The following is a 6,000-nucleotide window of genomic DNA, read 5'->3' as shown; positions in this document are numbered from 1 at the left end:
AGTCGTACATCACCATCCAGTTGCGCGTCGCCTCGACCACCGCGTGGCTGTTCTCGCGGTAGCGCTCGAGAAAGCCGCCAAGCGACTGGCGGTCGTTCTTCACCCGACCGGAGCGCAGGGTCTTGCCGCTGCTGTCCTGTACCACCAGGTGGCTGTAAGATTTGTGGTAATCGACGCCGATATGGTAATCATAGGAGGCAGTCATGCTTCCAACTCCCTTGTTGAGATCTGTGAAACCCCAATAAGGTAAGCCGAAAGGCTGGAAGTGTGACTGTCCCTCGATCATCACCTGCATCTCAGTGATCCGTTCTCTCAGCGGGCGCGGCCTCTTTCATGCCACCTCCTCCCGCCGAAACTATCGGTCAGTGGCGGCATAGGAGCACAGTTGCAAAATGAGGAAAACACCTCAAGCAATGTGTGGGCTCTCGCAGGCCACTCCGGTATTTTTAGGAACAATCGATACGGAGGAGTGGCGATGGACGATACACTTTATGGGAAGCGCAACAAACGGGGCGATTGGGCGCCCGCCAAGCTGGTCTCCTACCCACCTGTTTTTGTCTGGCCGGTTCAGCCGATCCGATTCCTGAAATGGGTCTTCGGCTATCCGGGCTATCTTATGCCCTGGAACGTCTTCTACGCGATCATCGGGACACTTCTCTGGATCTACGCGACGCCGTCGTTCGAAACGACGAAGACCCTCTCTATCGGCTGGATCGCCTATCTCCTAGCGCGCAATGCCGCGCTCGTGTTCGTGTTTTTCGGAATGTTCCATCTGCGCCTCTATATGCAGCGCAAGCAGGGAACGAGCTTCAAATACAACGCAAAATGGCCGTCGGTCGGCAATGACGCGTTCCTCTTCGGAAATCAGACCGTCGACAACGTGATCTGGACCTTTGCCGGCGCCGTTCCGATCTGGACCGCGTTCGAGGCGCTAACGCTCTGGGCATTTGCGAACGGTATCATTCCCTATGTCGCGTTTGCGGATCACCCGGTCTACTGCGGCATTGTCATGCTTCTCGTCCCGACATTCCGCGACTTGCATTTCTACCTTGTGCATCGCCTGATTCACTGGCCGCCGCTCTACCATGCCGTCCACAAGCTGCATCACAACAACGTCAACCCCGGCCCGTGGTCAGGCCTGGCCATGCATCCCGCGGAGCATTTGCTTTATTTCTCGGGCGTCTTGATCCACTGGATCGTGCCGTCCAACCCGGTCCATGCGATGTTTCACCTCGTGCATGCGGGGCTTGCCCCAGCCCCTGGCCACGCCGGCTTCGATAAAATCGTCTTCGGCGAGGACAGCGCGATCGATACCCATGCATATGACCACTACCTCCATCACAAGTACTTCGAGTGCAATTACGCTGACGGCGTGATTCCGCTCGACAAGTGGTTCGGAACCTTCCACGACGGTTCGGCGGAAGCGCAGGAGCGGATGGACAAGCGGTTCATGGAGCAGGCCCGCCGGCGCCAGGAAAAGAAAGCCCGGCAACAGCAGCAGGCAAGTTGAAAGAGCAATCATCCTCCTGAGCTTAGAGCCCGGCGATATGCCGGGCTTTTTGTTTTCCCGGATGCCAGCGAACCTCTCAAGTTGAGGTTTTTTCATCACTATTTTCGCGGACGAGGGGAGTGGGCGCAGCTACCGTCTTGATGCGGACATCGGGTGCCGCATCATCTCTGGGAGGAGAATATGCTTAAATTCCTGAGCGCCAGCGCGCTGGCCCTGGTGCTTGCAACTCAAGCTCATGCCGCCGAACGCATAGGCGTTTCAATGGGGACGCTGTCTAACAACTTCCAGACGCTGATCGTCAACGGCATGGACGCCTATGCCAAATCGATCGGCGTCGAATTGCAGATCGAGGATGCGACGACTGATGTCAACAAGCAGCTCGATCAGGTCCGCAACTTTGCGACCAGCGGCGTATCGGCGATCATCGTGGATCCCGTCGATTCCGACGGCACTCCCGCGCTCAGCAAGGTTGCTGAAGAGGCTGGCATTCCGCTGATCTACGTGAACGTGCAGCCGACCGATCTGTCGACTCTTGGCAAGCAGCAGGCGTTTGTCGGCTCCAACGAAATCGAATCCGGGACGCTGCAGACGAAGGAAGTCTGTCGGATGCTCGGCGGCAAGGGAAATGTTGTTGTCATGATCGGCGACCTGACGAGTCAGGCTGCTCGTCAGCGGACGCAGGATGTGCATGACGTCATCAAGACACCCGAATGCAGCGGCCTGAACGTGGTTGAGGAGCAGGTCGGAAGCTGGAGCCGCGTCAACGGTGCTGATCTGGTCTCGAACTGGCTGACGTCGGGCCTGGAATTCGATGCGGTCATCGCCAACAACGACGAGATGGCGCTAGGTGCCATTGCCGCGCTGAAGAATTCAGGTGCCTCGACTGAAAAGATCCTCGTCGCCGGCATCGACGCCACACCTGAGGCGTTGCAGGCAATGAAGGCCGGCGACCTCAAGGTTACCGTGTTCCAAGACGCTAAAGGCCAGGGCAAGGGATCGATCGACGCAGCCCTGAAGGCAGTGAGACGCGAGAAGCTTGATCGCGAAGTCTGGATCCCGTTCCAGCTCGTGACTCGGCAGAATATGGGCCAGTTCGAGAACCTCAACTAGCTCGGATCGCCTCACGGTCTGAGCACACAGATCACGGCGAGGCCGACTGCGTCGCCGTGATCTGCTATTTCAGCGGCCCGGATCGGTGTTTGGTGCCCGTCGCAGCGGCGCGGACGGCTGTCCAGACAGTTTCTTTAGGCTGCAAGATCCGAAAGGCAGCCATGCGTTAGCGAGCTTGGTAAATCGGTGCGATGCGCTATTTATCTCCGTGCAATACAAGGAGAAAATGATGAAGAAGATCGCAACCGTTGTTGCTGCCGCATCCCTGATGCAAGCCCTGGCCTCGAGCGTTATCGCCGCCGATTTGGTGAGCACCTACAATGAGCCCCAGCCCGATTTGAGTGATGGGGTCAAGATCGGGATCCTGACTTGCGATGTCGGTGGCGGTATCGGTTACCTCCTTGGTTCGGCCAAATCGGTTGACTGCGTTTTTAGCCCGGTTTCGAACAGTGGGGCGCCGGATCGCTATACGGGCGCGATCCGCAAGCTGGGGGTCGATGTCGGCTTTACCACGCGCGGACGGATTGTGTGGGCAGTGTTTGCACCGACGACAGGATACCATCGCGGTTCCCTCGGCGGTCTGTACCAGGGGGCGTCGGCTGAAGCGACGCTCGTCGCCGGTGTGGGCGCCAATATCCTCGTTGGCGGCACCAGCGGTTCGGTCCAATTGCAGACGTTGAGCGTGACCGGTCAGCTCGGTATCAATGTTGCTGCTACCGGAACGTCCATGACGCTGACGCCGCAGGGTTGACGTATATCGGCCACCGGCGGTGATGTGTAATTCTGGCCGCGGAGGCATGCGGCCAGGATTTGGGGGCGGCATAGGAGGTAGCCATGAGGTATGCCGCGATATTCATTGCGATGGCGCTAGCCGGCTGCAGCACGACTGGGCCGCCGCCTGAGCCTATTCCGGGTAGCCTGACCTATGGACGCGTCGCGCGCTCACCGTACCCGCCGGGAACGGTGATCAACAACACGTTCCTGGGAAAATGGGGTTACCGCAGGTTCGAGCAATACGTGGTCCAGCCCGATGGTACGCTTAAGTTGACCTTTCAGCAGACCGCCCCGGATTTCCTGGTCTGGTAATCACTTCGGGTTCGGCCGCCGTTATCGAAGTTTTGGTGGCTTACTGGTGATGTTCGCCTGATTTTCATGCTCGGGAACGTGGCGTCCGAGAAGTTTGTGCAGCTTGCGCTCTTCTGCGGCATCGGCACCGTGCCTGCCTTGCTTGGCGATACTCTGACCCCGGGGGCCTGGATTTCTAATCTGTCTGTTTTGCGTACTATGCATGGCCTTTTCCTCCCACGGCGAAAACGCACAACCCGCGCCAATGTTCATCGGTGCGACACAAAAAGTCATCGCTGTCCGTACTCGAAACTATCTCAATTTCGAAAAACGGTACAGGCGGCTCCAGCCGCACGGACAGTCACACAAACCTTGTCGGCTTCAGCGCGAGTCTGCCTGCCGATACGGGCTGCGTAGCGCGGCCTGAAGCCGAAGCTGTGGTCACGCATGCGCACGATGACCGGCTCTTCACCCGCGAGCGGCGACGGCAGTTGACGTGCGACCGCGGTGAACAGGCGAAGTGCTGCGGCATCGCTGCTGTTCGCCGCAAGCTGGGCGCCCCATGGTGCCCATGGACCCTGTTGAACCGAGGCGCTCTCGGTCAGGCGGCGGTTGCTGGCAAGCTCTATGCAGCCATCAATGAAGGGTTTGTCCGGACTAAGAAATTGCGCGGCGTCGACCGGAGGATCGCTTTTCCATTGCTCGATCGTATTCGCGGTTATGGCCAGGACGTAGCTGCGCGTTTCGAAAGGCAACAAGCCTGTATCAAGATAATCCGCGAGTCCCCGCTCGCCGGCATTATAGGCTGCGGCGGCAAGGCCGAGATTGCCGAAGCGTGTTCGCAATTCGTCGAGATAGCGTGCTGATTCCTTGAGGGATTCGAGAACATCGAAACTGTCCCTCAACCCGCGCAGCCTTGCCGTGCCGGGCATGAACTGGGCAATGCCCTGCGCGCCTTTGGGGCTGACGGCGCCTGCTCGAAAGCTGCTTTCACGCCAGATCAGTCGGGCGAAATATTCCGGCGGCAGATGGTTTTCCCGGGCGAAGTGATCGATCGCGACACAGAGATCGCGGCCATACGTTTCGCGGGTTATGCAAAGGCGCTCGCCGGACTGAGGTATCGCTAGTGAGTAGATGCACACGCGATGCGATGTTGCGGCTGGCGGTTGGGAAAAGGCAATCTCGGGAAGCGCCAGCAGAAAGCCGGCAATGAGAATCATTAAGCCTTTGCCGAACGATACGCCCACTGCCGCCATCGTCTCTCTACGATTCCTGGTCCAAGCCGGAAAAGATACGCCCGTCAATGAATGACGGGCGGAGTTGGGAGATTAATACGCCCTTGCACGTTAGCAATGCTGAATATGACGTCAAGACAGAAACGACGCGTGGAAGGTTTTTGCCGTATGCCTGTTGCCGCCGTTCGACTATTGTCGGGAAGAATAGTTCCCGATTCAGCGAGGCCGCCAATGAGACTTTCTGCTTGCATCGAATGGCTGTTCGCTGCCGAGGCCGACAACTTTGCAGACAGGATCCGACTTGCGCACAGGGATGGCGTGGAGGCGGTCGAATTCTGGAAATGGACGAACAAAGATATCGGCAGCATCGAATGGGCGCTGACGGAAACTGAAATAGAGCTCACCAGCTTTGTCGCTGAACCGATGATTGCGCTGACCGATCGTGCCAACAAGGAAGCATTCCTGAAAGGCCTGAAGAGTTCGATGGAGACGGCCAGGCGCCTCGGTGCTCACACATTGATTGCGCAGGCGGGTGACGATCTTCCCGGCAAGTCTCGCGAAGAGCAGAAGGCGGCGCTGATTGAAACCCTGACTGCCGCCGGCGAGATTCTCGAAGGCAGCGGGGTTCGCCTTGGTCTTGAGCCTCTCAACACGTTGATCGACCACGTCGGCTATTTCCTCCACTCAACGGTTGAGGGCCTCGATATCGCAAAAGCAACCGGGCGCCCCGAGATCGGCATTGTCTACGATGTCTATCATTCCGCCGTTATGGGCGAGGATACGGCCGAGGTGATCGGCGGCAATATCGCCCGCGTCTTCCACGTCCATATCGCTGATCATCCGGGACGGAACGAGCCCGGTAGCGGCAATGTCGACCTTAAGCGACGGGTCGGTTGGCTCGTCGAACAAGGTTATTGTGGTGCAATCGGGCTGGAATACAGACCGTTGGCAGAGAGCGCCGCGACAATTGCAGCGACCCGACGCATGCTCGGCTGAAAGCGGGGTAATTCATACTCGGATGGTCCTCAGCCATTTCAATCTGCAGGGCCGTGCACCATCTAAGGATGAGTAATGTCTTCC

7 protein-coding genes and 1 pseudogene are annotated in these 6,000 nt (G+C 58.2%); 5 read left to right on the top strand and 3 right to left on the bottom strand.

Annotation, left to right across the window (positions count from 1 at the left end; all coding sequences use genetic code 11):
• Nucleotides 1-295, bottom strand: a pseudogene (locus ATY80_RS22225) (IS110 family transposase); the annotation flags it as partial.
• A gap of 180 nt (nt 296-475) precedes the next feature.
• Here ATY80_RS22225 and ATY80_RS22220 point away from each other — a divergent pair.
• The 4 genes from ATY80_RS22220 to ATY80_RS22205 all read left to right on the top strand — a co-directional run bounded on the left by ATY80_RS22220 (nt 476) and on the right by ATY80_RS22205 (nt 3,706).
• Nucleotides 476-1,510 (top strand): sterol desaturase family protein, encoded by a 1,035-nt coding sequence (locus ATY80_RS22220; protein WP_088694458.1) that lies wholly within the window; start codon nt 476-478, stop codon nt 1,508-1,510.
• Nucleotides 1,511-1,690: 180 nt separating this feature from the next.
• Nucleotides 1,691-2,620: a sugar ABC transporter substrate-binding protein gene (locus tag ATY80_RS22215; protein ID WP_088694457.1), complete on the top strand. Its 930-nt coding sequence runs from the start codon at nt 1,691-1,693 to the stop codon at nt 2,618-2,620.
• A 229-nt stretch (nt 2,621-2,849) separates the two neighbouring features.
• A complete protein-coding gene (locus ATY80_RS22210; protein WP_088694456.1) occupies nt 2,850-3,371 on the top strand; it encodes a DUF992 domain-containing protein in 522 nt (173 codons plus the stop codon).
• 83 nt (nt 3,372-3,454) lie between these two features.
• Nucleotides 3,455-3,706: a hypothetical protein gene (locus ATY80_RS22205; RefSeq protein ID WP_189637234.1), complete on the top strand. Its 252-nt coding sequence runs from the start codon at nt 3,455-3,457 to the stop codon at nt 3,704-3,706.
• Between the two features lie 21 nt (nt 3,707-3,727).
• Here the strand turns inward: ATY80_RS22205 and ATY80_RS29780 are convergent, their stop codons facing one another.
• Together ATY80_RS29780 and ATY80_RS22195 are read right to left on the bottom strand one after the other, a co-directional pair.
• Nucleotides 3,728-3,910, bottom strand: coding sequence for a hypothetical protein (locus tag ATY80_RS29780; protein ID WP_088694455.1), 183 nt, complete (start codon nt 3,908-3,910; stop codon nt 3,728-3,730).
• Between the two features lie 92 nt (nt 3,911-4,002).
• Entirely contained in the window at nt 4,003-4,941 is a 939-nt protein-coding gene (locus ATY80_RS22195) for a lytic transglycosylase domain-containing protein (protein ID WP_088694454.1), read from the bottom strand.
• A 210-nt stretch (nt 4,942-5,151) separates the two neighbouring features.
• Between ATY80_RS22195 and ATY80_RS22190 the strand changes: the two genes are divergently transcribed.
• On the top strand, nt 5,152-5,916 hold the full coding sequence (locus tag ATY80_RS22190) for a TIM barrel protein (protein WP_088694453.1): 765 nt from the start codon (nt 5,152-5,154) through the stop codon (nt 5,914-5,916).
• Nucleotides 5,917-6,000 lie beyond the last annotated feature (84 nt).

The organism is Rhizobium sp. R711 (genome assembly GCF_002211365.1).
Taxonomy (GTDB): domain Bacteria; phylum Pseudomonadota; class Alphaproteobacteria; order Rhizobiales; family Rhizobiaceae; genus Rhizobium.
Note: the sequence above shows the minus strand (reverse complement) of the source record. Positions and strands in the feature narration are given on the sequence as shown.

Bases quoted from the DNA above. Each gene is read 5' to 3' on its own strand.
- ATY80_RS22205 (WP_189637234.1), top strand. From the start codon at position 3,455: ATGAGGTATGCCGCGATATTCATTGCGATGGCGCTAGCCGGCTGCAGC.
- ATY80_RS29780 (WP_088694455.1), bottom strand. From the start codon at position 3,910: ATGCATAGTACGCAAAACAGACAGATTAGAAATCCAGGCCCCCGGGGT.
- ATY80_RS22210 (WP_088694456.1), top strand. From the start codon at position 2,850: ATGAAGAAGATCGCAACCGTTGTTGCTGCCGCATCCCTGATGCAAGCC.
- ATY80_RS22190 (WP_088694453.1), top strand. From the start codon at position 5,152: ATGAGACTTTCTGCTTGCATCGAATGGCTGTTCGCTGCCGAGGCCGAC.
- ATY80_RS22220 (WP_088694458.1), top strand. From the start codon at position 476: ATGGACGATACACTTTATGGGAAGCGCAACAAACGGGGCGATTGGGCG.
- ATY80_RS22195 (WP_088694454.1), bottom strand. From the start codon at position 4,941: ATGGCGGCAGTGGGCGTATCGTTCGGCAAAGGCTTAATGATTCTCATT.
- ATY80_RS22215 (WP_088694457.1), top strand. From the start codon at position 1,691: ATGCTTAAATTCCTGAGCGCCAGCGCGCTGGCCCTGGTGCTTGCAACT.